This is a genomic window from Inhella proteolytica, from assembly GCF_016093275.1.
Classification (GTDB): domain Bacteria; phylum Pseudomonadota; class Gammaproteobacteria; order Burkholderiales; family Burkholderiaceae_C; genus Inhella; species Inhella proteolytica.
This window is the reverse complement of record NZ_JAEDAK010000002.1, coordinates 403,371-424,596: the sequence shown is the minus strand read 5'-3', so window position 1 is coordinate 424,596 and position 21,226 is coordinate 403,371. Positions and strand designations below refer to the sequence as shown.

Below are 21,226 nucleotides of genomic sequence, written 5' to 3'. Positions count from 1 at the left end.
CCACCGGCTGCAATGCCGGGCATGAACCTGGCCACCCTTGCCTTTCGCCGTGCCCGCGAGGAGCGTGCGGACTCCGCGCGCCCCGAGCTCACGCCGCAGATCCTGCTGCTGCTGCTGGCCGCCTATTGGTCGCTGTGGGCCAACCGGCCGGTGCTGGGCATGCTGTACCAGCAGTCCGGTGCGCTCACGGTGCTGGGCGGGGCGCTGCTGCTGACGCTGATCCATTACCTGCTCGTCGCCCCTTTCCTGATGGCGGCCTGGACGCGCCTGCTGCTGGCGGTGCTGAGCGGGGTGGCGGTGCTGGGCAGCTACTTCACGCAGAGCCTGGGCACGGTGTTGGACCCGGCGATGCTGCGCAATCTGCTGCACACCCATTGGGGTGAGGCGCGCGAGCTGCTCACGCCCGGCCTGCTCTGGCATGGCTTGATCGGCCTGGTGCCGCCGCTGCTGCTGCTGGCCCTGGTGCGCGTGCGCAGCCGCCCCTGGGGCTGGCGCGCGCTGCTGATGCCGCTGGGTGCCTGGGTGCTGGCCCTGCTGGCGGCGCTGGCCCTGCTGCTGCCGCTGTTTCAGCCGGTGTCTTCGCTGACTCGCAACAACAAGGCGATGCGCTACCAGATCCTGCCGGCGGCGCCGCTGTGGTCCTTGCCGCGCAGCATCTACCAGGACCTGCGCGAAAAGACCCAGGTGCGCGAACCCATCGGCCTGGACGCCAAGCCCGGCCCGAGCTGGGTGGACGCCCCCAAGCCGCGCGTGCTGGTGTGGGTGGTGGGCGAGACCGTGCGCGCCGCCAACTGGGGCCGCCAGACCCTGCCGGACGGCAGCGAGCGCATCAGCACGCCCAAGACCCTGGCGGATGCCGAGCTGCTGCAGTTCCCGGTGATGCAGACCTGTGGCACCGATACCGAAAGCTCGCTGCCCTGCATGTTCGCGCCGGTGGGCCGGCGCGATTACGACGAAGGGCGCATCCGCCGCCAGCAGTCGCTGCTGCATGTGCTGCAGCGCGCCGGCGTGCAGCTGGACTGGCGCGACGCGCAGTCGGGCTGCAAGGGCGTCTGCCAGGACCTGCCCTTCCAGAAGCTGGACTGCGGCGAGCTCTGCGACCAGCAGCTCTTCGCCGGCCTCGAGGCCTATCTGCGGGACATCAAGGGCGGTACGCACCTGCTGGTGCTGCACATGCTCGGCAACCACGGCCCGTCCTACTTCCGCCGCCATGGGCCCGAGCACGCGGTGTTCCAGCCCGGCTGCGAGCGCGACGACTTCGGGCCCTGCACGCGCGAACAGATCCGCAACAGCTACGACAACGCCCTGCACGCCAGCGACGCCCTGCTGGCCCAGGCCCTGCAGACCCTGCGAGCGGAAGCGAACCGCTTGGATGTAGCCTTCCTCTTCACGCCCGACCATGGCGAGAGCCTGGGCGAGAAGGGCCTGTACCTGCATGGCATGCCCTACGCCATTGCCCCGCGCGAACAGACCGAGGTGCCCGCCCTGATGTGGCTGAGCGAAGGCTGGCGCGCCCAGCGCGGCTGGGGCGCCGACTGCCTGCGCCGCCTGCCCCAGCAGGCCCAGCCGCAGCACGACCACCTGTTCCACACCGTGCTGAACCTGCTGGACGTGCGCACCGGGCTGTATGACCCGGCCTGGGACCTGCTCAAGCCCTGTGCGTCATGAGGCTCCTGCTGCTCTTGCTCGGGCCGCTGCTGGGCTGGGAGGTCAGCGGGGGCGACCTGCCGCTGGCGCGCCTGCTGGCCGATGCCGGCGGCTTTCCGGCGCGGCATGCCTGGTGGGCCGAGCGCCTGCTGCACGACGGCCTGCGCGGGCTCATCGGTGCGCTGCTGGCGGCGCAGCTGCTGTTGTGGCTGAGGGCGCCGCGCTGGGCGCCGCCGCGGCGTGAGCTCGGCTACGGCCTGCTGGGTTCGGTGCTGGCCATGGGCCTGGTGAGCTTGCTCAAGTCCTTCAGCCACACCAGCTGCCCCTATGAGCTGTCGGAATTCGGCGGCGCTGCCCGCTATGTGCCGCACTGGCTGCTGGCGGTGTGGGACGACGGGCCGGGCCGCTGCTTCCCTTCCGGCCACGCGGCCGGCGCCTTTGGCCTGCTGGCCGCCGTGGTGCCCTGGTGGGCCCATCGCCCGACCGTCGCGCGCGCGCTGCTGGCGAGCGTGCTGCTGATCGGCGCGGCGGCCTCGGTGGCGCAGATGGCGCGCGGTGCGCACTACCTGAGCCACTGCCTGTGGGCGGCCTGGCTGTGCGCCCTGTGCGCCTGGCTGCTGGCGCGCTGGCTGGAAACGAAAAGGGGCCGCACGGCGGCGGCCCCGACGTTGGCAGCGGCTGAGATCAGCGCTTGACTTCAACCGGTGGCAATTGCGCCACCGGAGTGCTCTGGCCTTCCACCACCACGGGCTGCAGCTGCACCGTCTGCACGGGCGCGGGGGGAACGGCGGGTTCGTAGGTCAGCACCACAAAGACGCTGATGGCGGTGAGGGCCGCCATGGTGCCCAGGGTCAGGGCGTCGGAGATGCGCGGCAGGTTCATAGGGCCTCCTTGCGGTTCGTCACACGAGATGACGCCTGCATAGTGCGCCTGCCGGCGCCGAAAAGCCAGCGTGCTGAAGCGCCTGGTGTGACTTTCCTCAAGCATGTTGTGGCGCGGCCGGCGCGGGCAGGCTGAGTGTGGCGCGCAGGCCGCCGTGGGCGCGGCGCTGCAGGCTCAGGCGGCCGCCGTGGGCCTCGGCAATCTCGCGCGCCAGCGCCAGGCCCAGGCCGGTGCCGCCGCGCTTGGTGGAATAGAAGGGAAGCAGGGCCTGGGCCAGCACGGCGTCGCTGGCGCCGGGGCCGCGGTCGGCCACGCTGAGCTGCCAGGCGTCGCCCAGGCGGCGCACGCCAAAGCTCACGCCGGTGGCCGGGCCGCCGGCCTCGTGGGCGTTCTTCAGCAGGTTCAAGAGGGCTTGCTCCAGCTGGGCGGCATCGGCCCAGCCGGGTTCGGGCGGCAGCTCGCCTTCCAGCTGGAAGGGCTGCACGGCGGCCAGGCTGGCCACCAGGGCCTGCCAGTCCAGCGGGGCGGGCTGGGGGGCGGGCAGCTTGGCAAACTGGGCGTACCCGCTCAGGAAGCTGTGCAGATGGCGGGCGCGCTCGCCGATTCGCTGGAACACGGCCACGAGCTCGGGTTTCTCGGCTCGCTCGCTGAGCGTGGCGCCGCTGTGCGCCAGCGAGGAGATCGGTGCGAGCGAGTTGTTCAGCTCGTGGCTGAGCACCCGCAGCACGCGCTTCCAGCTCTGCACCTCCTGGCGCGCCAGCTCCTGGTGCAGCGGGCGCAGCAGCAGCAGGCGGTGCGGCTGGCCGCGCAGGTCCAGCGCGCGCAGTGAGACCAGCCACTGTGTCTCGTCGGCCCCCTGTACCAGGCCCTCCCGGCCGCCGCGCAGCAGCTCGGCCAGCGCTGGCGGCGCCTGGGCCAGCAACGCCTCCCAGGCCAGCCCCTGCACCCGCCGGCCCTGTGCCAGCAGGGCGCGGGCGGCCAGGTTGTCCAGCGCCACGCGGCCCTGCGGGTCGATCAGCAGCAGCGCCAGCGGGGTGTGCTGCACCAGGGTGTCGAGAAGCAGCTCGCGCTGCGCCAGCTGCTGGCGTTGCCCCTGGATGGCGGCGGCCAGCAGCTGGTGCGAACGCGCCAGCTGGCGCAGCTCGGCCGGGTAGGCGGGTTCGGCCACGCGGGCATTGAAGTCGCCCTCGCGCCAGCTCAGCACCAGGCTGTCCAGTGCCGCCAGCAGCTGGCGCAGGGGTTCGAGCAAATGGCTCAGCGCCCAGGCCATCGGCAAGGCCAGCAGGGCCGCTGCCGCCAGGCCGGCGGCCAGCGGCGGCCACCAGTTCAGCAGCAGCTGCTGCAGGCCCAGCAGGGCCAGGGTGGCGGCCAGGGCCAGCAGGCCGAACAGGGTGCCCAGCTTCATAGCCCGTGGTGCTGCATGCGGCGGTAGACAGCCTGGCGCGACAAACCAAATTGGGCGGCCACGCGGCTGACGTTGCCGCCCGCCGCCTGCAGCGCCGCCTGCAGCGTGGCGCGGCTGGGTTCGTCCAGATTGCGCGGCTCAATGGGTGCTGGGCCCAGGGCCAGGTGTTCAGGCTGGATGGGCTGGCCTTGCGCCAGCAGCAGCGCGCGCTCGATGGCGTGGCGCAGCTCGCGCACATTGCCCGGCCAGGCGTGCTGGCGCAGGCGCTCGCGCGCGCCGCTGCTCAAGTTCCCGCGGCCGGCCAGGAACTGCTCGGCCAGCGGCTCGATGTCGTCCAGCCGCTCGGCCAGCGGCGCCAGGCGCAGCTCGATGCCATTGAGCCGGTAGAACAAGTCTTCGCGGAACTGGCCGGTTCGGATCAGCGCCGGCAGGTCGGCATTGGTGGCGCTGACCAGGCGCACATCGGCGCGCTGCAGCTTGGCCGAGCCCAGGCGCTGGAACTCGCCGGTTTCCAGCACGCGCAGCAACTTGGCCTGGCCGGAAAGCGGCAGGTTGCCGATCTCGTCCAGGAACAGCGTGCCGGCGTGGGCGGATTCGACATGGCCGATGCGTGCGCGCTGCGCGCCGGTGTAGGCGCCGGCCTCGGCGCCGAACAGCTCGGCCTCGATCAGATCGCCCGGCAGCGCGCCGCAGTTCAGCGCCACCAGGGGTTTGCCAGCACGGTTGGAATTGGCGTGCAGCAGCTGGGCAATGCGCTCCTTGCCGCTGCCGTTCGGCCCCGTGATGAGCACCGGCAACGCCGAGCGCGCCACCGGCGCGGCCAGCTCCAGCAGGGCCAGCATGGCAGGAGATTCGGCCACCAGGCCGTCCAGCTTCAGCTGCTGCTGCAGGCGCTCGCGGCGCTGGCGCTGCTGGCGCGCCTGCTCGCGCAGCCGGCCCTGGGCTTCGCCCAGCTCCAGCAGGTTCTGCACGGTGGCCAGCAGCTTGGCGTCGTCCCAAGGCTTGGCCAGGTAGTCGGCGGCGCCGGCCTTGACGAGCTCGACGGCGCGCTCCAGGCGGGTCCAGGCGGTCAGCAGGATGACGGGCAGATCGGGCGCGCGGGCCCGGATCTGCGCGAACAGCTGCGCGCCCTCGTCGCCGCTGGTGGTGTCGGCGCTGAAGTTCATGTCCTGAATCACCAGGTCCGCGCGCGGCAGCAGCTGCAGGCCCTGCTGCGGGGTGGTGGCGGTCAGCGCGGCGATGTCGTGCAGCGAGAGCATCAGCCGCAGGGCTTCGCAGACGTCGGGGTTGTCGTCGATGACGAGGACGGTGGGCATCGGGTCCGGGGTGGGGGTTATTGGCCTTAGTTTCGGGGAGTGTCTGCGTAGCAGCCCTCGGGGGCTTCACCCTCACCCCAGCCAGACCGCTTGCAAGCGGTCTGTCCTTCGCCCGGGGTCGCAGAGCCCGCAGTGGGCCCTGCTCGCTCCGGGCTCAGCCCCTCCCCGCATTTCTTTGCTGCGCCAAAGAAACGCGGGGCAAAGAAAGGCGCTCAAGCACACAGTCGCCCTAGGGGCGAACTGTGATGGCGGTGCTTGGGCTCACACTGACACGAGCCCTCCTCTGACTTCGACGGGCAGGACGACGAAGGCGCCCGGAGTACCGGTCGTCCCGGGCACCGCACACCATCACCCTCGACGCTCCGAAGAACAAACCCCCAACCAGCGCAATACCTGCAAGGACGCTCATTGGGGCTCCATTCATCGCAGAAAGCCCGTGATGGTTTGCGGTGGTCTAGTCGGCCGGTACTCCGGCCAGCTTAGCGGGCAGGTTTTCGCAGTCCCAGGAGGGCTGGTGGAACCATGTGAGCCAGCCGTGCAGTCGCAGCCGGCCCGAGGCCGGCTGCGTGCATTCAGCGCCTTTCTTTGCCCCGCGTTTCTTTGGCGCAGCAAAGAAATGCGGGTCGGGGTTCGGGGGTGAAGCCCCCGAGGGCTCTTACGATCAAGCAGCCAGCAGTCAGCAGCTCACCCCGCCCGCATCGCCAAAGCCGGCGCCACGCCCGATGCCCGCTGCGCCGGCGCCAGTACCGCCAGCTGCCCCAGACCCAGCAGGGCGGCAGCAGCCGGCAGCAGCATCCACAGCGGCAGCACCGGCAGATCCTGCGTGCGCACCAGCCATTGGTTGATGCCGAGCGCCGCGGCCGAGCCCAGCACCACGCCGACCCCGCAGAGCAGCAGGTTCTCCTGCTGGAAGTAGCGGCGGATGTCGGCCCGTGTGGCGCCCAGGGCGCGGCGGATGCCGATCATGCGGCCGCGCTGCTCCACCCAGAAGCTGGCCAGGCCCACGATGCCCAGTGCGGTGATCAGCAGCAGCGCCACGCACACGCCCACCAGCAGGCCGACCATGGCGCGGTCTTGCGCGTAGTGGCGCTCGCGCATTTCGGTCAGCAGGCGCGCGTTGGTCAGCAGGCGGCTGGGCTCGACCTCCTTGAAGATCTGACGCGCGGCCTTGATGACGGCCTCGGTCTGGCCGGGTTGCACGCGCACCAGGTAGGTGCCGCCGCGGAAGTTCTCGGTGATCGGCAGCATCACCGCCGCACGGTCCTTGGTATGGCGCGGGTTGGGCGGGCCGAGGTTCTCAACGATGCCGATGATCTGCGAGGGCTGGTTGCCGAACACATAGACGGATCGCCCCAGCACGGTGAGCGGCGACTTGCCGGGTGCCAGCGCCTCCGCCAGTGCCTGGTTCACGATGACGACGGGCAGCTTGGGGTCGGCCTCGGCCGAGACCTTGGAGTCCAGCTGCACCTCCTCCTTGTTGAAGGCGCGGCCACCGATCAGGCGCAGGCCCATGGTGGCGAGCAGCTGTTCGTCGCCGTTGTACGAGAAGGCCTGCACGCGCTGGCCGCGGTTGTCGGGCTCGGTGTTGACGCCCGTGACGTTGACGTTGTTGCCGTAGATCACCTGGTTGGGGATGCTGGCGCTCTTCACCCCGGGCAGGGCGCGCAGGCGGCGCAGGTCCTCGTCGCTCAGGGCGTCGGGGTTGTCCAGGCGGCGCGTGCCGCGCAGTTCCAGGTTCAGCAGCTCAGCCTCGGGCAGTCCGCTGTCGGCATTGAGCTGGCCCATGCGCTGGCCGATCACATGCACGGCGTTGCTGACGATGGCGAAGCTCAGTGCCACCTCCAGCACGATCAGGCCGGCGGCGATGCGGTGGCGGCGCAGCGTGGAGAGGATGGGAAGCAGGTGGTTCATGACGGTTCTCCTCACTGCACCTTGAGTTGGATGGCGGGGTTGAGCTGGGTGGCGCGCCAGGCCGGCAGCACGCCGGCCAACAGGCTGGCCAGCAGCGAAAGCCCGAGGGTGATGCCCAGCATGGCGCTGTCCAGCTGGGCCAGGCCGGCGTAGTCCGTCGGGCCCTGGCGCACCAGCCACAGGCCACCCAGGGCCAGCAGCAGGCCCAGGCCGGCGCCCAGCAGGCCGATCAGTGCCGACTCCACCAGGAACTGCGCGAACACCGTGGCGCGGCGCGCCCCCAGGGCACGGCGCACGCCGATCTCGCCGCTGCGGCGCAGGGTCTTGGCCAGCTGCAGGCCCACCATGTTCACCAGGCAGACGAGCAGGAAGGCGAAGGCCAGTCCGGTCTGCAGGCGCACGTCAGCCGGCAGCACCTCGCGGAAGGCCATCACCTCGGGCACGTTGCGCAGGCGCACATTGGGGGCGCGCTGGAAGCGGCCGGCCTTCTGCTGCTCGGCGCTGTACTGCAGCAGGTAGTTGCGGTACTCCTGCGCCTGGGCGGGGCTGTCCAGCTCCACCCAGTACTGCAACCAGGCGCAGGGCGTGCCGCGCTCCAGCGGGGATTTGCCGCCGGTGTCGCCCCAGCAGTTCATGTTGCCGGCGCGGCCCAGCTTCAGGCCGCGGGCGGTGCTGAAGGGCATGAAGACCATTTCCTCGCGGCCGTAGGCGCCCAGGCTCAGGTCAAAGATGTAGGGGTCCACCTTCCAGGGCTTGAGCACGCCCACCACGCGCAGTTCGTTGCCGCCCACCTGCACGGACTTGCCGACCGAGTTCGCACCGCCGAACAGGCGCTGGTTGAGCTCGTGCGAGATCACCGCCACGCGGGCCTCGTTCTGGTCGTCCTGCCGGCTCCAGGCCGCGCCCTGCGCCATGGGCGCATTGAACATGGCGAAGAAGTCGGCCGAGGTCTGGCGCATCGGCAGGATCTCGGGCGGCAGGCGCTCGTCCGGGCCGCGCACGGCCATGAAGGCACCGGTCATCAGCGCCTGGCGCTTGGCCTTGGCGGCGGCCAGCAGGGCCTCGCCGTCGTCCCGCGTGAGCTGGAAGGTGGGCTCCTCGCCGGGCTTGTAGCCGATCAGGTTGCCGGCATCGATCTGCACCTCGTAGAGCTTGTCGCCCTTGCCCGGAATGGGGTCGGCGGTGAGCACGTGGTAGACGGTCAGCGTGGTCATGCAGATGCCCACGCCCAGGCCCAGGGCGCCCACCATCAGGGCGCTCAGTACCGGCGAGCGGCGCAGCGAGCGCCAGGCGTTCTTCAAGTGTTCAAGCCACATCTCAGGCTCCCTTCAGGGCGGTGTTCAGTTGGGTCAGCGCGGCGTCGTCCAGACGACCGGCCGCATGCAGGGCTTCGAGCCAGGCCAGCCAGGCTTCCAGCTGGGCCTGCAGGCCCTGGGCGCGCAGCTGGCCCAGGTTCTGGATGGCGAGCAGCACATCGGTGGTGCTGCGGCTGCCCAGTTCCTGGCCATGGCGCATGGCCTTGAGCGCGGCGGTGGCAGCTTGCTCGCCGGCCGCGGCGGCCTCGGCCTGCGCGCGCGCTGCTTGCAGGCGCAGGCGCTGGCTTTCCAGCACGCGGCGCTGCTCGCGCTGCTCGGCTTCCAGCGCCGCCTCGGCGGCCTTCAGGCGTTCGGCGGCGGCGTCGCGGCGGGCGCTGCGGGCGCCGCCGTCCAGCAGGGGCAGGCTCAGCTCCACACGGGCACTCTGGTCCCAGCGGCCGCTGCGGCCGCCGCCGTCCAGGCGGCTGGTTTCGGCGCGCAGGCTCAGCGTGGGCAAGGGCGCGGCGCGCTCGGCGCTCAGGGCCTGTTCGCGCGCCTGGCGCTGCAGTTCCAGTGCGCGCAGGTTGGGCGCGTCGCTGGCTTCAGGCTCTTGTTCCAGCGCGGGCGGCAGCTGGCGCGCGGGCAGGGCTTGCAGGGCATTCCATTCGCGCAGGCCGGCATGGGCCAGCAGGCTGGCGCGCGCCTGGCCCAAGCGGGCCTGGGCGCCCTGGGCGTTGATCTGCGCCAGGCGGTGGAAGGCACGGCTTTGCTCGGCGTCCACGGCAGCGCTCAGACCTTCACGCAGGCGCACGCCCATGCGCTCGGCCTCCTGGCCGTAGGCCTGTTCCAGCTCGGCCTGGATCAGCGCCAGGCTTTCGGCGGCCAGGGCCTGCAGGTACAGGCTGGCCGATTGCAGGCGCAGCTCCTGTTCGCTGGCCACCAGGCCTTGTTCCTCGGCGGCCAGCTGGCTGGCCTGGGCGGCGGTGCTGCGCCAGGCGGGCAGGTCCAGCAGGCTCTGGCTGAGCGTGACGCGGCTGCTGCGCTGGGTGGGCTCGCCGCGCGCGCGCTGCGGGCCCCAGGCGGCATCGGCCTGCGGCAGCAGCTGGGCGCGCGCCTGGCGCCATGCGGCTTGCTGCTCGCCCACCCGGGCCTGACTCTGGCGCAGGCTGGGTGCCTGGGCGCGGGCGCGCTCGTGCAGCTCCAGCAGGTCCAGGGCCAGGGCCGGGCCGGCCAGCGCGGCCAGGGCCAGGGCGATCAGGGTCTTTTTCATGCCACGGCCGCGAGGCTGAGGTGATGGCCGTCGATGACTCGACCATCGATCACCTGCACATGGCGCGGCGCCCGTGCGGCCAGCTGCGGGTCGTGGGTCACCATCACCAGGGTGGCGCCGTCGCGGTGCAGCTCTTCCAGCAGCTCCATCACGGCGCGCGCCATCTGGCTGTCCAGGTTGCCGGTGGGTTCGTCGGCCAGCAGGATCTTGGGACTGCCGGCCAGCGCGCGGGCAATCGCCACGCGCTGTTGCTGGCCGCCGCTGAGCTGGCTGGGCAGATGGGCGGCGCGGCCGGCCAGGCCCACGCGTTCCAGCGCTTCCATCGCACGGCGGCGGCGCTCGGCGGCCTTGAAGCCGCGGTAGTGCAGCGGCACCTCGATGTTCTCCAGCACCGACAGGTCCGGGATCAGGTTGAAGGCCTGGAAGATGAAGCCGATCTTTTCGTTGCGCAGGCGCGAGCGCTCGGCGTCGCTGAGACGGCTGACGTCCTGACCGTCCAGCTCGAACAGGCCGCCGGTGGGCGACTCCAACAGACCGGCGATGGTCAGGAAGGTGGTCTTGCCCGAGCCCGAGGGCCCGGTGACGGCGACGAACTCGCCGGTCTTCACTTCCAGGTGGAAATCGTTCAGCGCCTGGGTCTCGACCAGTTCGGTGCGGTAGACCTTGTGCAGGCCCTTCATCTTCAGCATTGCGTGCTCCTTAGTTGATTTGAATGAGGGGGGCGTCGGCGACGCCGTCCAGACCACTGATCACCACCTGCTCACCGGCCTGCAAGCCGGCGACCACTTCCACTCGCTCCAGCGACTGCGCGCCCAGCCGCACCTCGCGGCGCTCGGCGCGGCCGTCCTTGAGCACGTACACGTAGCGGCCACCGCTTTGTTCGACGAAGCTGCCGCGCGGCAGGCTCAGCACCTGGCTCTTGCGCTCCAGCAGCAGGCGGGAAGAGAGGCGCTGGTTCTGGCGCAGCTCGGGCGGCTGCTGGCCCACAAAGCGCAGGCGTGCCGCCACCTCGCCGTTCACCACCTCGGGTGAGATCGAGATCAGCTTCACCGCCACGGGCTGGCCGGCCACGCGCACCTCGCCGGGCAGGCCCAGGCTCAGCTCGCGCGCCAGGCCCTCGGGCACCTGCACCTGCACGTCCAGCTGGCTCAGGTCCACCAGGGTCAGGAGCTTGGCGTCGCGCGCCACATTGCTCCCGTTGTCCACCAGCAGCGAGCCCACCGCGCCGCCATGCGGCGCGCGCAGTTCCAGCGCGGCCAGCTGGCGCTCCAGATCGGCCGCTTGCGACTGCGCACGCGCCGCGGCGGCCTGCTTGGCCTCCAGCTCGTACTGCAGGGCCTGGGTCTTGAGCGTGCGGGCGCTTTCGGCCTGATTCAGGCTGATGCGCGCCTTCTCCAGCGCGTCCTGCGCCTGCTCCCATTGCAGCCGGGCGCTGGCGCCGGCCTCGAAGGCGGCGCGCTGGCGCTTCTCGGCCGACTGCGCGGCCTGCAGCTCGATGCGCGCGGTGTCCACCGCGGCCTGGGCGCGGCCGCGCTCGCTTTCGGCCTCGGCCTGCGAACGGCGGGCCTCGGCGGTGGCCGCGGCCGCGGCGGCGCGTTCCTGCTGCACACGCGCCTGCAAATCGGGCGAGGCGATGCGCGCCAGCAGCTGGCCGGCCTGCACCGTGTCACCCGCCTGCACCTGCCATTGCAGCGTGCCGGCCTGCGGGGCGAACAGCGTGGGGCTGTTGGCCGCCACCACCTTGCCCTCGGCGGCGACATCGCGCTGTACATCGGCGCGCTGCACCGGGGCAATGCTCAGGCGGCTGAGCTGGAACTGCGGCACGCGCTGACTCTGCAGCTGGCGCGCGCCCAGGCTGCCCAGGCCACCGAGCAGGGCCAGGGCGGCGAGCGCGATCAGCGGCTTGCGCCAGCGGCGCCAGGGGGAGAGGGGCAGGGGGCGGTCCTGCGAGGCGGTGGAGCGGATTGAGGTGTCCATGCCTTGATAGGGCAAGGGACGTGCCAGCCGGGCGGCACGGCGCTTTCATAGGAGAGGGCTGGACCGGCGGGGGCTGCGGACGGTGTCCGCGGACAGTGTTCGGACGGCCGACACTGGCATGCTCAGGCTGTCCGTGGCAATGAGGGGCTGGGGTTCGCTTGAGTCGGCTCCGAGCGCGGCCGCCTTGGGCAGGAGGGCGGGTGATGGGGAGATCAGCGTTGAAACGTGTGCGAATCGTTTGGATCAGCTTCTTGCTGCTGCTGGCCTTGATCAGTAGCCTGCTTTTGCTGCTCCAACGCAGCGATGATGGTCAGGCTTGGCTTGGCTTTGCTTGGGCCAAATTGCGGGGCGGCTACACGGTGGAAGAGCGGCTGGCGCAGCACGGTGCCGCTGTGGAGGCCAGACTGCGGACCCAGGTGGAGGCAGCGGGGCTCACCTACCCACCGGCACATCTCGCGCTCGTGGCGATCAAGGATGAGGCGCTGTTGCTGGTTTATGGCCGCAGCGAAACCAGCGCTACCTGGCAGCCTTTGCTGTCCTATCCGATCCGGGGCATGAGTGGGCGCCAGGGCCCCAAGCTGCGGCGCGGAGACTTCCAGGTGCCCGAGGGCATCTACCGTGTGGAGTCGCTCAATGCAAACAGCCGCTTTCACCTGTCGCTTCGCCTGGACTATCCGAACGCCTTTGATCAGACCCGGGCGCAGGCAGACGGGCGCAACGACCTGGGTTCGGACATCATGATCCATGGCACCCGCTCGTCGATCGGCTGCCTGGCGATGGGCAACCAAGCAGCTGAGGATTTGTTCGTGCTCGCCGCGCTGGCCCGACCGCGTCCCGTGGAAGTTCTGATCACGCCGACCGACTGGCGGCGCCAGCAGCCGATGCTGCGAGCAGGCCCGGCATGGCTGCATGAGCTTGATCGCGAGCTGCAGCGCGGCTTGGCTCGGTTCCCGCGTGCGCTGGGTGCCGGATGAAGTCAGGGACAGGGCGACGGGGTGCTGGTGAATGGGGCTGCCACCGCACCCAGCCAGCCCGCTTGCAGGCGGGCTGTCCTTCGGCAGGGGTCGCACGGCCCGCAGGGGCCCTGCTCGCTCCTGCCTCAGCCCCTCCGCGGCAAATGCTTCGCGAACCAGGCCACCTGCGGCTCCAGGAATTCCGCCTGCCGCGCCGCATCAAACGGTGCGTAATGCCCGCCCGCCAGCTCCACCAGCTGCTTGGGCGGGCCGGCCTTGGCAAAGGCCTGCAGTTGCAGGCCCACGGGGGTGATGTCGTCGTCCTTGGCGACCACCATGAGGAGCGGCGTAGGGGTGATGCGGGCGATGGCGGCGGCGGGTTCGTATTGGGCAAAGGCCTCGGTGGTTTCCAGCGTCACCCGATTGGTCCAGCGTGGCGCCCGCAGGGCGGCCTGTTCGTACCAGGCGCGTGCCTCGGGCTGGCGGAACACGCCGGTGCCCTCGGCGCCGCTGACGATGGGCAGCAGTTCGATCTCGCCGGTGGTCATGCGCATGGCGCGCGCCTGGGCCTGGACGGCGCTGAGCTGGTCCAGCTCCTTGGGTGCGAGTTCGGCATAAAAGGCCTCCCAGGCATGGGTCATCGGCGTTTGCGCCACCACGCATTGCACGCGGCGGTCGAAGGCGGCCAGCTGCAGCACATGGCCGCCGCTGTAACCCGTGCCCCAGGCGCCCAGGCGGCGTGCGTCCACTTCGGGCTGCAGGCCCAGCCAGGTCAGGGCGTTGCGGTAGTCGGTGATCTGGTCCCACCACAGCAGGGACTGGCGCGGCTCGCCTTCGCTGGCGCCGGTGCAGCGGTAGTCAAACAGCAGCACCGCCAGGCCGGCGGCGGCGAAGGCCGTGGCCACGCGGTCGAGCTGCATTTCCTTGAGCGCGCCGTAGTCCGGTGCCATGGCGATGGCAGGGCGGCGCTCGCCCGGGTGGTGGTCGCCCGGCAGGTAGTACCAGCCGGCGCAGTGCAGACCCTGGCTCTGGAAGCGCACGTCGCGGCGTTGCACACCTGCCGCGGCCGCCCGGCCGGTCAGCAGTCCGGCGCCCAGGTAGCCCATCAGTTCCCTTCGCTGCATGGTTGTCCTCCTGAAGGGGCGAAGTCTGCACGCAGGCCAGGTGCGATGGCCATGAAAAAAGCCGCCGGGCTTGCACCCGGCGGCTTCGATTCAGAGATCCCGAAAGATCAGTCTGCTTTGCGACGACGGCGCACGCCGCCAGCCAGGGCCAGGCCCAGGAGGGCGATGGTGGCGCTGGCGGGTTCCGGAACGACGTTGACGTGGCCATTGGTGGCTTCCACCAGGTAGTCCACATAGTTGCCGAGCACCATGCCGCCGAAGTAGGAGCCGAAGGCGCCCTTGGTCACGCCACTCGGGGAGCCACCGAAGGTGTTGTTGCCGGCCAGCAGCAGACCACCGTAGGCTTCGATGAAGGACGAACCGCCCGAATCGCCGCCGCCGATGTTCGCTTCCTTGTCATTGGCCAGAACTTGGCTGCACGCCAGGCCCCATTCGCAGAAGATGTCGCGACCATTGCCGTCGAAGTCGGCGTACCAGACTTCGCGCTGGCCACCAAAGCCTTGCTCATCGTCACCGTCGAACAGGTCGACGATGTTCTGGCCCGAGCGCTTGGTGCGGAAGGAGGGCGAAATGGTGAAGCCGTTGATGCCATCACCCGAGGTGCCGTAGCCCACCATGGTGATCTTCTGATCGGCTTCCAGACCGGCGCCCCAGACCGAGTAGATCTTGGCGGTGCTCGGAGCATCGACCGGCAGGGTCAAGACGGCCACGTCGTCGTTGACGCAGAAGGCGCTGACGCCAGCCGGGCAGTTGCCGAAGCCCTTGTAGTCCTGGTGCATCGACACCTGGCTGGCGGTGATGACGGAGGAGCCGGCGCCCGGGCCGGCGTTGAACACGACGCGCACGTCACTACCGGCCTTCTTCAGGTCGATCAGGGTGCCGTTGCCATCGGTGTCCACGCAGTGGGCGGCGGTGACGACATGGCGGCTCGACACCATGGTGCCCGAGCAAATGAACGACTGGCCGTCGTAGCGGATGTTGATGCTGACCACGCCGGAGTAGGGCGAGCTGGCCAGGTTGGGATCGACGTGGGCGGCCGGGGTGTCGGGCGGCGCGCCGGCCAGCACCAGCGGGGTCACGTTGTCCATCTGGGCAGGCAGCGCCAGAGCGACGGGGGTCAGCGAGGCCAGCAGGGCGGCCCCGGCCAGATGCTTGAGGATTTGAGTCTTCATGGATTTCCCGTAAAGGGGAGAGCAAAGGAAACCCGACGTACTACTCGCCGTTCTGCAAATGCGGACGGCACACCGGGGAGCGTGGGGGCGGACTGTAGGGACGACAGGTCGGATGCGGGGGCGCTGGCTCCCCCAGCTGGGGGGCAGTGTTTCCACGGGTAATCGGTTGGACTGGGCTTGCGGTAAACGTGGTGCTGGCATCCTGGGCCCTGCCGGTCTGGAGGCGGGCTCAGCTCAGCAAGGTTTGCAAGCTGCGCTGCACCACCTGAGTCAGGGCGTCCAGGGCCTGGAGCAGGCGTTCGCTGCGTTCGCACAGGTCGCGCAGCGCCGGGCTGCCGCCGCTGCCCTGGCGCAGGCCGCGCAGCAGGCGGTCCCATTCGCGGTCCACGGCGTCGAAGGCGGATTGCAGGCCGGGGCTGTGCAGCGGGGCATTGCGCAGGGTCTGCAGCGCGCGCAGGAATTCGTCGAGGCCGAGCGCAAGGCGCTGGGGATCGTGGGCGGGGTCCAGCTGGGCCAGCAGCGCCTCCTTCACCAGACGCTGGCTGAGCAAGCGCTGACGGGTGCAGAGCACCAGCAGGCGCGGCGGGCGCTCCTGGCCGGCCTCGGTGAGGGCGGTCACCAGGGCCTCGCTGCAATCCAGCAGCTGCTGGGCGGCGGCGTCCTGGCGCGGCAGATCGGCCCGCCTGGGTTCACCCTGCAGGGCCTGCTGCAGTTGGCCCCAGGCCTGTTGCACGGGGCCCAGCACCTCGCGCAGCGGGCCATGCAGCAGCTCGTGCAGGCGCGCCAGATTGGCCTCGATGCGCGCGGCCGATTCGGCCTGCAGCGCCGCGGCTGCGGCGGGCTCCAGGCCGAGCAGGGCTTGTGCCTGCAGGCGCAGCAGGCGCTGACTGAGCATGCGCTGGGCGCCGGCGCGCTCCAGCGCCTCGGCGCGTTCGTGCTGCTGCACCAGATGGCGGGCCAGTTCGCTCAAGCGGGTCTGCGCCTGCATCGCCGCGTCGCGCAGCAGCTTGTAGGCCTGGGCTTCATCGAGCTGCTGGCATTGCATCAGCACGCCCTTGGCGCGCTCGGTCCAGCGGCGCTCGTCCAGTTGCTGGCGGGCGGCCTGCAGCGCGGCCCATTCCTGGGCGCTGCAAAGCACCCAATCGGTGCCGGGGCCGGCCTGTTCCTGCGCCAGGACGGTGCAGCCGGCGGCCAGCAGGCCCTGTTGCAGGGCGGCGGGGGCGTCGGGCGGCAGGGCCACGCGCAGGGGATGCAGGGCGATGACGGGGCTCATGCCCGAAGCGGTGCAAGAAGTGCGCCTGGCATGGAGTTTGCGCCCTGGGGCACTGTCCAACCCCCGTGCCCCAAAAATGAGCCTGACCAAAGACTTCCTGCGTGCCGGCCACTGGCCCACGCTGCTGGCCTCCTTTCTCTACTTCGACTTCTGCTTCGCCATCTGGGTGCTGAATGGCGCCATGGCGCCCTTCATCAGCGAGACCTATGCGCTGACGCCGGCGCAGAAGGGTTTCATGATCTCGGTGCCCATCCTGGCGGGCGCGCTGATGCGCTTTCCGCTGGGCGTGCTGGCGCAGTACATCGGGCGCAAGAACGCGGCCCTTGTGGAGATGGGCCTGATCGTGGCGGCGCTGTGCTTCGGCTATGTGTTCGTGAACAGCTACGACGACGTGCTGGCCATGGGCGTGCTGCTGGGCATTGCCGGCGCGAGCTTCGGCGTGGCGCTCTCGCTGGGTTCCGGCTGGTACCCGGCCCGCTACAAGGGCCTGGCCATGGGCATTGCCGGCGCCGGCAACTCGGGCACGGTGCTGGCGGTGCTGTTTGCGCCGCCATTGGCGGCCAAGTACGGTTGGCAGGCGGTGTACGGCCTGGCGGCCTTCACGATGCTGCTGCCCATGGCCGTGATGGCCCTGGCCGCCAAGGAGCCGCCGGACATCGAGAAGCAGACCCTGCGCGAGCACACCGCCTGCCTGTTCGAAAAGGACGGCTGGGCCTTCAGCTTGATCTACGTCGTCACCTTCGGTGGCTTCATCGGCCTGGCCAGCTTTCTGCCCACCTACTTCTACGACCAGTTCAAGGTCAGCAAGATCGAGGCCGGCCAGCTGACCATGCTGGCCACGCTGATGGGCTCGGCCGTGCGCGTGGTGGGCGGGGCGCTGAGCGACCGCATCGGCGGCGTGAACACGCTCACCGGCGTGCTGGCCCTGGCCGCCATCAGCCTGCTGCTGTGCGGTCTGGCCGGCGGCTCGCTGGTGCTCACCACGCTGCTCTTCATGCTGTGCTTTGCCGCCTTCGGGGCGGGAAACGGCGCACTCTTCCAGCTGGTGCCCCTGCGCTGGCCGCTGAGCACGGCGGTGGCGGGTTCGATGATTGGCGAGGTTGGCGCGCTGGGTGGCGGCTTCATCCCCAACGCCATGGGTCAGAGCCTGCAGCGCAGCGGCACCTATTTGTGGGGCTTCGTGGCCATCGCCCTGCTGGCGCTGGCCATGCTGTTCATGCTGCGCGTGGTGCAGATCCGCTGGACACGCACCTGGGCCGAGCGTGGCGGGCGGGCGCGCCAAGTCGCGCCCGTCGTGGAGCAGGAGCCGACGAGCTACCAGCAGGCCTGATCAGGCTTTCAGCCGGAACACCGCCACCAGCTCGGTGAGCTGCACGGCCTGCTGGCGCAGGCTGTCGGCGGCGGCGGCGGCCTGTTCCACCAGGCTGGCGTTCTGCTGGGTGCTCTGGTCGATCTGGGTCACGGCGTCGCCCACCTTGCCGATGCCCTGGGCCTGCTCCTGACTGGCGCTGTCGATCTCGCCGATCAGGTCGGCCACGCGGCGCACCTGGGCCACGATCTCCTGCATGGTGCTGCCGGCCTCGGCCACCAGGCGGTTGCCCTGGTCCACGCGCGCCACGCTTTGGCCGATCAGGTTCTTGATCTCCTTGGCCGCCTCGGCCGAGCGGCCGGCCAAGGCCCGCACCTCACTGGCCACCACCGCAAAGCCGCGCCCCTGCTCGCCGGCGCGCGCCGCTTCCACGGCGGCGTTCAGGGCCAGGATGTTGGTCTGGAAGGCGATGCCGTCGATGACGCCAATGATGTCGTTGATGCGCCGCGAGCTGGTACTGATCTCGTCCATGGTGCTGACGACGCGCGCCACCACCTCGCCGCCATTGCGCGCCACCTGGCTGGCGGCGCCGGCCAGCTGGCTGGCGGTGCGGGCGATCTCGGCGTTGTGCCGGGTCGATTCAGCCAGGCCGCTCATCGAGCTGGCGGTCTGCTCCAGATTGGCGGCCTGCTGCTCGGTGCGGTGGGAGAGGTCGGCATTGCCTTGCGCGATCTCGGCCGCACCGGTGGCGATCGAGTCGGCGCTCAGGCGCACCGCGCCGACGATGCGCTGCAGGCTCTCGTCCATCTGGCCGAGCGCGCGCATCAGCTGGCCCAGCTCGCCCGGGCCCTGGCCGGGCACGTCTTCGCTCAGGTCGCCCGCGGCCACGCGCTCGGTCACCTTCACCGCCAGGTTCAGCGGGCGCAGGATGGAGCGCGAGACCTGCCAGGCCAGTGCCGCCATCACCAGCACGCCGATGACGAGGATCAGCACCAGGCTGCGCTGGGCGCTGCGAGTGCCGGCGTCGTAGGCGCTCATGGCCTCGCCGGCCAGCGCGTTGGCGGCCTGCACGGTCTCGTCCACCGCCGCGCGGTGGGCCTGGTAGAGGGTGTGCACCTCGGCCAGTTGGGCCTTTGCCTTCTCGGGCTCACCCAGCACGTCCAGCAGCTGCTGGGCACCCTTCAGAAAGGCCTGCGCGCGCTCGTGCTGGGCGCCCAGCAGCTGGCGTTCCAGACCAAAGGGTGGTTTGGCCGTCCAGTGCTGCACGCGCGCCTCGTACTCACCCTGCAGGCGCTGCAATTCCTTGTGTGCCTCGGCCGCCGGCAGGCTGCCTTCCACCGCCTGCGAGAGCACCAGCCGCGTCTCGATCAGGTACATGGGTGGGGGCAGGATGTCGGCCACCACGTCCTTGGCCACGAAGGCCTTTTCGCTGTGCCCGGCCAAGGCGCGGGTGCCCAGCAGGCCGACCACCGCACAGGCCAGCACCGCCAAGCTGGCCGCCACCGCCACCAGCATCTGCCGCGTGGCCACCGTCAAATTGCTCAGGAACTGCATGACGGACTCCTTGTCATGCCGACCACCCTGGCGCTCTTGGTCTTGTTGGTTCAGCGATTGTGCTGGACAAAGGATTGTCGCGGGGCCGCCGCCATGCCCTTGTCAGGGGGCTCAGCCGGTGAGCCGATGCGAGCGCGCGGCGGCGCGGCGCCAGCGGCGCAGCAGCATGCTCAGCAGGGCGGCGCTGAACTGCGCCTGGCCCCAGCTGGGGGCGGGTGCTGGGCTGGGTGGGGGCAGGGGAGCGGGTGGCTGGGTGAGCATGGCGCCAGCTTCGCGGCGCCCGGCGGGGCCTGGATGAGCAGCGTGAAGCGGGTGTGAAGTTCCGCCGCTCAACCTCCCAACCTCTCAACCCTTAGGCAGACCCAGCAGCCACACCACCAGCAGCAGATTGAAGAGCAGCGACACCCCCAGCCCCATCTGCCACAGCAGCAGCGGGTTGCGCGCCGCCAGCGGCGTGGCGCGCGGGGCGGGCAGGCTGCGGGCGGCGCCGCGCTCCAGCGCGAGCAGGAACTCGTCGGCCGTCTCGAAGCGTTCCTTCGGGTCCTGGGTTATGGCCTTCAGCACCAGATGGTCCAGCCAGATCGGCAGGTCCGGCCGCAGCCGGCGCAGCGGCTGCGGCGCGTAGCGGGCGCGCTGGTAGGGCTCGATCTCGCCCCAGGGCAGGCGGCCGGCCAGCGCCTGGTAGAGCGTGACGCCGAGCGCGAACAGGTCCGAGCCGGCATCGGGGGCGCGCGGCGGCTCGTCCCACTGCTCGGGGTTGATGTAGCTGGGCGTGCCGGCGTGCAGGCCTCGCAGGGCCGGCGGCGCGCGCGGTGACAGGGCCACGCCCAGGTCGAGCAGGCGCCAGTGTCCGTCCTCGGCGCGGTGCAGGTTGGCGGGCTTGACGTCGCGGTGCACGCAGCCGGCGGCGTGCAGCAGGCTCAAGGCACGGCCGATCTCGCCGGCCATCTGCAGCAGCTCGCTCCAGTCGGGGCGTGCCAGGCCCGCCAGGCGCTGTTCCAGTGTCTGGCCGGCGTGCCAGTCGAACACGGCATAGAAGTGGCTGGGTTGGACCGGGCGGCGCACGCTCACCAGGCCCGAGGCCGGCCCGCCGCGGCGGCCGCGCGCGTCCTCGGTCAGGCGCAGCCCCAGCCAGATCTCATGCGCCAGCAGGGCGCGCTCCTCGGTGTCGTGCGCGCGGCTGGGGTGCAGGGTCTTGATCGCCACCAGCTCGCCGCTGGCCAGCTCGCGTGCCTGCAGCAGGCGGCGTACGCCGTTGTCGGCCACCACGGCGGTGATCTGGTAGCCATCCAGCTGCGCGCCCACGCCGAGCAGGGGCGGGCTGGGCAGTTGCGCGGCACCGAGCTGCAAATCGTCCAGATCGGCCGCGGCCAGGCCCTGCACGTCCAGCACCAGGGCCGTCACGTTGTCGTGCCCACCGGCCTGCAGCGCGGCCTGGCAGAGCGCTTCGGCGGCGGCCTGGGCGCCTGGGGTCTCGCGCAGCAGCTTGGCGATGGCACGGGCACGCAAGGGGCCGTGCAGGCCGTCGCTGCTGAGCAGCAGGCGGTCGCCCACGCGCAGCTCGCCCTGGCTGTGGTCCAGGTGCAGGGCGGGGTCCAGGCCGAGCGCGCGGGTCAGGCCGGCGAAGTCCTGGCGCGGCAGGCGGTGGTCTTGGGTGAGCTGCAGCAGCTGGCCCTCGCGCAGCAGCCAGGCGCGGCTGTCGCCCACATGGGCCAGCGCAAAGCGGCGGCCCTGCAGGGCCAGGGCGGTGCAGGTGCACAGGGCCTCGCGCGGCCGGCCGTCCACCCCGGGGCGGCGGTTGTGCGCGGCCAGCCAGCTGTTCTGGGCGGCCAGCAGGCGTTCCAGGCGCACGCCCAGGTCCCAATGGGCCGGGGTGGCGTGGAAGTCGGCCAGCAGGGTGCGCACGCTGGTCTGAGCGGCCAGCAGGCCATCACCACCGCTGCTCACGCCATCGGCCAGCGCGGCCACCAGGCCATGGCCGCCGGGCTCGAACTGCAGGCCGGCGAAGTCTTCATTGCGCTCGCGCGGGCCGCACAGGCTGGCGATGCCGGGGTCGATCTCGAAACGCATGCGCGGGTTTGGGGCGGGTCTGCCTTGTTTTGGTGCGAACTCGCCCCGGCCGGGGCGCGCTGCGCTTC

At 70.8% G+C, this 21,226-nt stretch carries 18 protein-coding genes; 4 read left to right on the top strand and 14 right to left on the bottom strand.

The annotated features are described in order from the left end of the window. Nucleotides 1–21 precede the first annotated feature (21 nt). Both I7X39_RS04505 and I7X39_RS04500 read left to right on the top strand, forming a co-directional pair. Entirely contained in the window at nucleotides 22–1,668 is a 1,647-nt protein-coding gene (locus I7X39_RS04505) for a phosphoethanolamine transferase (protein WP_198109768.1), read from the top strand. After that, nucleotides 1,665–2,342, top strand: coding sequence for a phosphatase PAP2 family protein (locus I7X39_RS04500; RefSeq protein ID WP_198109767.1), 678 nt, complete (start codon nucleotides 1,665–1,667; stop codon nucleotides 2,340–2,342). Before I7X39_RS04505 ends, I7X39_RS04500 begins: the two co-directional genes overlap by 4 nt. On the opposite strand, the gene I7X39_RS04495 is transcribed toward I7X39_RS04500, so the two are convergent. The 8 genes from I7X39_RS04495 to I7X39_RS04460 form a co-directional block, all read right to left on the bottom strand. Beyond that, entirely contained in the window at nucleotides 2,332–2,529 is a 198-nt protein-coding gene (locus tag I7X39_RS04495; protein WP_198109766.1) for a hypothetical protein, read from the bottom strand. The genes I7X39_RS04500 and I7X39_RS04495 overlap by 11 nt on opposite strands. A 97-nt stretch (nucleotides 2,530–2,626) precedes the next feature. Continuing rightward, nucleotides 2,627–3,934: a sensor histidine kinase gene (locus I7X39_RS04490; RefSeq protein WP_198109765.1), complete on the bottom strand. Its 1,308-nt coding sequence runs from the start codon at nucleotides 3,932–3,934 to the stop codon at nucleotides 2,627–2,629. Continuing rightward, nucleotides 3,931–5,250, bottom strand: a complete 1,320-nt coding sequence (locus I7X39_RS04485) for a sigma-54-dependent transcriptional regulator (protein WP_198109764.1) — start codon at nucleotides 5,248–5,250, stop codon at nucleotides 3,931–3,933. The genes I7X39_RS04490 and I7X39_RS04485 overlap by 4 nt, the downstream gene beginning before the upstream one ends. 684 nt (nucleotides 5,251–5,934) lie before the next feature. Next, nucleotides 5,935–7,161, bottom strand: a complete 1,227-nt coding sequence (locus tag I7X39_RS04480; protein WP_198109763.1) for an ABC transporter permease — start codon at nucleotides 7,159–7,161, stop codon at nucleotides 5,935–5,937. Between the two features lie 11 nt (nucleotides 7,162–7,172). Next, nucleotides 7,173–8,477 (bottom strand): ABC transporter permease, encoded by a 1,305-nt coding sequence (locus I7X39_RS04475; protein ID WP_198109762.1) that lies wholly within the window; start codon nucleotides 8,475–8,477, stop codon nucleotides 7,173–7,175. 1 nt (nucleotide 8,478) lies between these two features. Continuing rightward, on the bottom strand, nucleotides 8,479–9,726 hold the full coding sequence (locus tag I7X39_RS04470) for a TolC family protein (RefSeq protein ID WP_198109761.1): 1,248 nt from the start codon (nucleotides 9,724–9,726) through the stop codon (nucleotides 8,479–8,481). Beyond that, nucleotides 9,723–10,415 (bottom strand): ABC transporter ATP-binding protein, encoded by a 693-nt coding sequence (locus tag I7X39_RS04465; protein ID WP_198109760.1) that lies wholly within the window; start codon nucleotides 10,413–10,415, stop codon nucleotides 9,723–9,725. Before I7X39_RS04465 ends, I7X39_RS04470 begins: the two co-directional genes overlap by 4 nt. A gap of 10 nt (nucleotides 10,416–10,425) precedes the next feature. Then, entirely contained in the window at nucleotides 10,426–11,703 is a 1,278-nt protein-coding gene (locus I7X39_RS04460; protein WP_198109759.1) for an efflux RND transporter periplasmic adaptor subunit, read from the bottom strand. A 251-nt stretch (nucleotides 11,704–11,954) separates the two neighbouring features. Here I7X39_RS04460 and I7X39_RS04455 point away from each other — a divergent pair, with 251 nt between their 5' ends. Then, nucleotides 11,955–12,677, top strand: a complete 723-nt coding sequence (locus I7X39_RS04455; RefSeq protein WP_198109758.1) for a L,D-transpeptidase family protein — start codon at nucleotides 11,955–11,957, stop codon at nucleotides 12,675–12,677. Between the two features lie 125 nt (nucleotides 12,678–12,802). Here I7X39_RS04455 and I7X39_RS04450 read toward each other — a convergent pair whose 3' ends face one another. The 3 genes from I7X39_RS04450 to I7X39_RS04440 all read right to left on the bottom strand — a co-directional run bounded on the left by I7X39_RS04450 (nucleotide 12,803) and on the right by I7X39_RS04440 (nucleotide 16,225). Next, nucleotides 12,803–13,780 carry an alpha/beta hydrolase gene (locus I7X39_RS04450; protein WP_198109757.1) on the bottom strand — a complete coding sequence of 326 codons (978 nt, stop codon included), beginning with the start codon at nucleotides 13,778–13,780 and terminating at the stop codon, nucleotides 12,803–12,805. Nucleotides 13,781–13,887: 107 nt separating this feature from the next. Next, the gene (locus I7X39_RS04445) at nucleotides 13,888–14,952 is read right to left on the bottom strand and encodes a trypsin-like serine protease (protein WP_198109756.1); all 1,065 of its coding nucleotides are present in this window, start codon (nucleotides 14,950–14,952) and stop codon (nucleotides 13,888–13,890) included. A 229-nt stretch (nucleotides 14,953–15,181) separates the two neighbouring features. Further along, a complete protein-coding gene (locus tag I7X39_RS04440; protein ID WP_198109755.1) occupies nucleotides 15,182–16,225 on the bottom strand; it encodes an ANTAR domain-containing protein in 1,044 nt (347 codons plus the stop codon). A gap of 76 nt (nucleotides 16,226–16,301) precedes the next feature. Here I7X39_RS04440 and I7X39_RS04435 point away from each other — a divergent pair, with 76 nt between their 5' ends. Next, entirely contained in the window at nucleotides 16,302–17,555 is a 1,254-nt protein-coding gene (locus I7X39_RS04435) for an MFS transporter (protein WP_198109754.1), read from the top strand. On the opposite strand, the gene I7X39_RS23610 is transcribed toward I7X39_RS04435, so the two are convergent. From I7X39_RS23610 to I7X39_RS04420, 3 genes are all read right to left on the bottom strand, one after another. After that, the gene (locus tag I7X39_RS23610) at nucleotides 17,556–19,088 is read right to left on the bottom strand and encodes a methyl-accepting chemotaxis protein (RefSeq protein ID WP_198109753.1); all 1,533 of its coding nucleotides are present in this window, start codon (nucleotides 19,086–19,088) and stop codon (nucleotides 17,556–17,558) included. It lies immediately after the preceding gene. Nucleotides 19,089–19,199: 111 nt separating this feature from the next. Beyond that, nucleotides 19,200–19,349, bottom strand: coding sequence for a hypothetical protein (locus I7X39_RS04425; RefSeq protein ID WP_198109752.1), 150 nt, complete (start codon nucleotides 19,347–19,349; stop codon nucleotides 19,200–19,202). An 84-nt stretch (nucleotides 19,350–19,433) separates the two neighbouring features. After that, nucleotides 19,434–21,158 (bottom strand): bifunctional protein-serine/threonine kinase/phosphatase, encoded by a 1,725-nt coding sequence (locus I7X39_RS04420; RefSeq protein ID WP_198109751.1) that lies wholly within the window; start codon nucleotides 21,156–21,158, stop codon nucleotides 19,434–19,436. Nucleotides 21,159–21,226: the final 68 nt, after the last annotated feature.

Excerpts from the sequence above, each read along its gene's own strand:
- I7X39_RS04505 (WP_198109768.1), top strand. The coding sequence starts at position 22 with ATGAACCTGGCCACCCTTGCCTTTCGCCGTGCCCGCGAGGAGCGTGCG.
- I7X39_RS04500 (WP_198109767.1), top strand. The coding sequence starts at position 1,665 with ATGAGGCTCCTGCTGCTCTTGCTCGGGCCGCTGCTGGGCTGGGAGGTC.
- I7X39_RS04495 (WP_198109766.1), bottom strand. The coding sequence starts at position 2,529 with ATGAACCTGCCGCGCATCTCCGACGCCCTGACCCTGGGCACCATGGCG.
- I7X39_RS04490 (WP_198109765.1), bottom strand. The coding sequence starts at position 3,934 with ATGAAGCTGGGCACCCTGTTCGGCCTGCTGGCCCTGGCCGCCACCCTG.
- I7X39_RS04485 (WP_198109764.1), bottom strand. The coding sequence starts at position 5,250 with ATGCCCACCGTCCTCGTCATCGACGACAACCCCGACGTCTGCGAAGCC.
- I7X39_RS04480 (WP_198109763.1), bottom strand. The coding sequence starts at position 7,161 with ATGAACCACCTGCTTCCCATCCTCTCCACGCTGCGCCGCCACCGCATC.
- I7X39_RS04475 (WP_198109762.1), bottom strand. The coding sequence starts at position 8,477 with ATGTGGCTTGAACACTTGAAGAACGCCTGGCGCTCGCTGCGCCGCTCG.
- I7X39_RS04470 (WP_198109761.1), bottom strand. The coding sequence starts at position 9,726 with ATGAAAAAGACCCTGATCGCCCTGGCCCTGGCCGCGCTGGCCGGCCCG.
- I7X39_RS04465 (WP_198109760.1), bottom strand. The coding sequence starts at position 10,415 with ATGCTGAAGATGAAGGGCCTGCACAAGGTCTACCGCACCGAACTGGTC.
- I7X39_RS04460 (WP_198109759.1), bottom strand. The coding sequence starts at position 11,703 with ATGGACACCTCAATCCGCTCCACCGCCTCGCAGGACCGCCCCCTGCCC.
- I7X39_RS04450 (WP_198109757.1), bottom strand. The coding sequence starts at position 13,780 with ATGCAGCGAAGGGAACTGATGGGCTACCTGGGCGCCGGACTGCTGACC.
- I7X39_RS04445 (WP_198109756.1), bottom strand. The coding sequence starts at position 14,952 with ATGAAGACTCAAATCCTCAAGCATCTGGCCGGGGCCGCCCTGCTGGCC.
- I7X39_RS04440 (WP_198109755.1), bottom strand. The coding sequence starts at position 16,225 with ATGAGCCCCGTCATCGCCCTGCATCCCCTGCGCGTGGCCCTGCCGCCC.
- I7X39_RS04435 (WP_198109754.1), top strand. The coding sequence starts at position 16,302 with ATGAGCCTGACCAAAGACTTCCTGCGTGCCGGCCACTGGCCCACGCTG.
- I7X39_RS23610 (WP_198109753.1), bottom strand. The coding sequence starts at position 19,088 with ATGCAGTTCCTGAGCAATTTGACGGTGGCCACGCGGCAGATGCTGGTG.
- I7X39_RS04425 (WP_198109752.1), bottom strand. The coding sequence starts at position 19,349 with ATGCTCACCCAGCCACCCGCTCCCCTGCCCCCACCCAGCCCAGCACCC.
- I7X39_RS04420 (WP_198109751.1), bottom strand. The coding sequence starts at position 21,158 with ATGCGTTTCGAGATCGACCCCGGCATCGCCAGCCTGTGCGGCCCGCGC.